An 838-nucleotide genomic window follows, 5' to 3' on the forward strand; every position below is an offset into this window, starting at 1 on the left:
GCCGGTACAGCACATCGCCCGAGAGGGTGAAGGCCTGAGTGAAGGCGTAGTCCACGCCGCCTTCGACGACCGTGGCCTTGCGCGCCGACATGCTCGGGATCGACTGGAACGTGCCCGCGCCGCCCACGTCGGCCCGGGCCGCACCCAGCCGCAGCTTGGCCGCGCCAAACGTGTAGCTGCCGCCGACCGTGATCAGCTTATAGAGGGAGCCGCTGCCGCTAACGTCGCGCTCCTGGTCATACGTGGCCGCCAGGTACAGCGGGCCACCGTTGTAGCGCGCCGCCACGTTGAAGAGCGAGCCCTGCGCAAACGAACCGGCCTGCTCGCCAAAGCCATACATGGCGCCGAACTGCGCGCCGCCGAATGATGGCGACACATACTTGAGCGTGTTGTTGTAGATCTCGCTGATCGCGTCGAACTCGCTGAACTTGAAGATCGCCCCCGAGTTGTAGCCCCCTTTGAAGACGCTGCCCACCAGCCAGTCGTCGTTGAAGTTCCACTGCTTGCCGGCGGTCAGCGTGCCTGCCGACGAACTCAGGCCGACATACGCATTGCGCGAGAACAGCGTGCCGTTGGAAGACATGCGCCCCGAACTCGGGTTGAAGCCGGCTTGCAGGTTGAACAGCGCGTTCACGCCGCCACCCAGGTCCTCCTTGCCGGAGAGGCCGAAGTTGGACACGCCCAGGATGCTGTCAGACATGCCCGTCAGGCTCTGCGAGCCGTTGCCGGCATGGTTGGTCCAACTGACGCCGGTATCGATGACGCCCGAGAGCGTGACGCTCGATTGCGCGGCAGCGACGCCGGATAGCCCGAGCATCAGGGCAGAGGCGCCCAGCTT

1 protein-coding gene is annotated in these 838 nt (G+C 65.4%); it reads right to left on the reverse strand.

Going from position 1 to position 838, the window contains the following annotated elements; translation table 11 throughout:
* Window positions 1-838 (reverse strand): porin (locus NG900_RS26560; protein WP_252685379.1); only part of this gene is annotated, 838 nt, incomplete at both ends.

The sequence above is a fragment of the Ralstonia soli genome (genome assembly GCF_023955655.1).
In the GTDB taxonomy this organism is placed as follows: Bacteria; Pseudomonadota; Gammaproteobacteria; order Burkholderiales; family Burkholderiaceae; genus Ralstonia; species Ralstonia soli.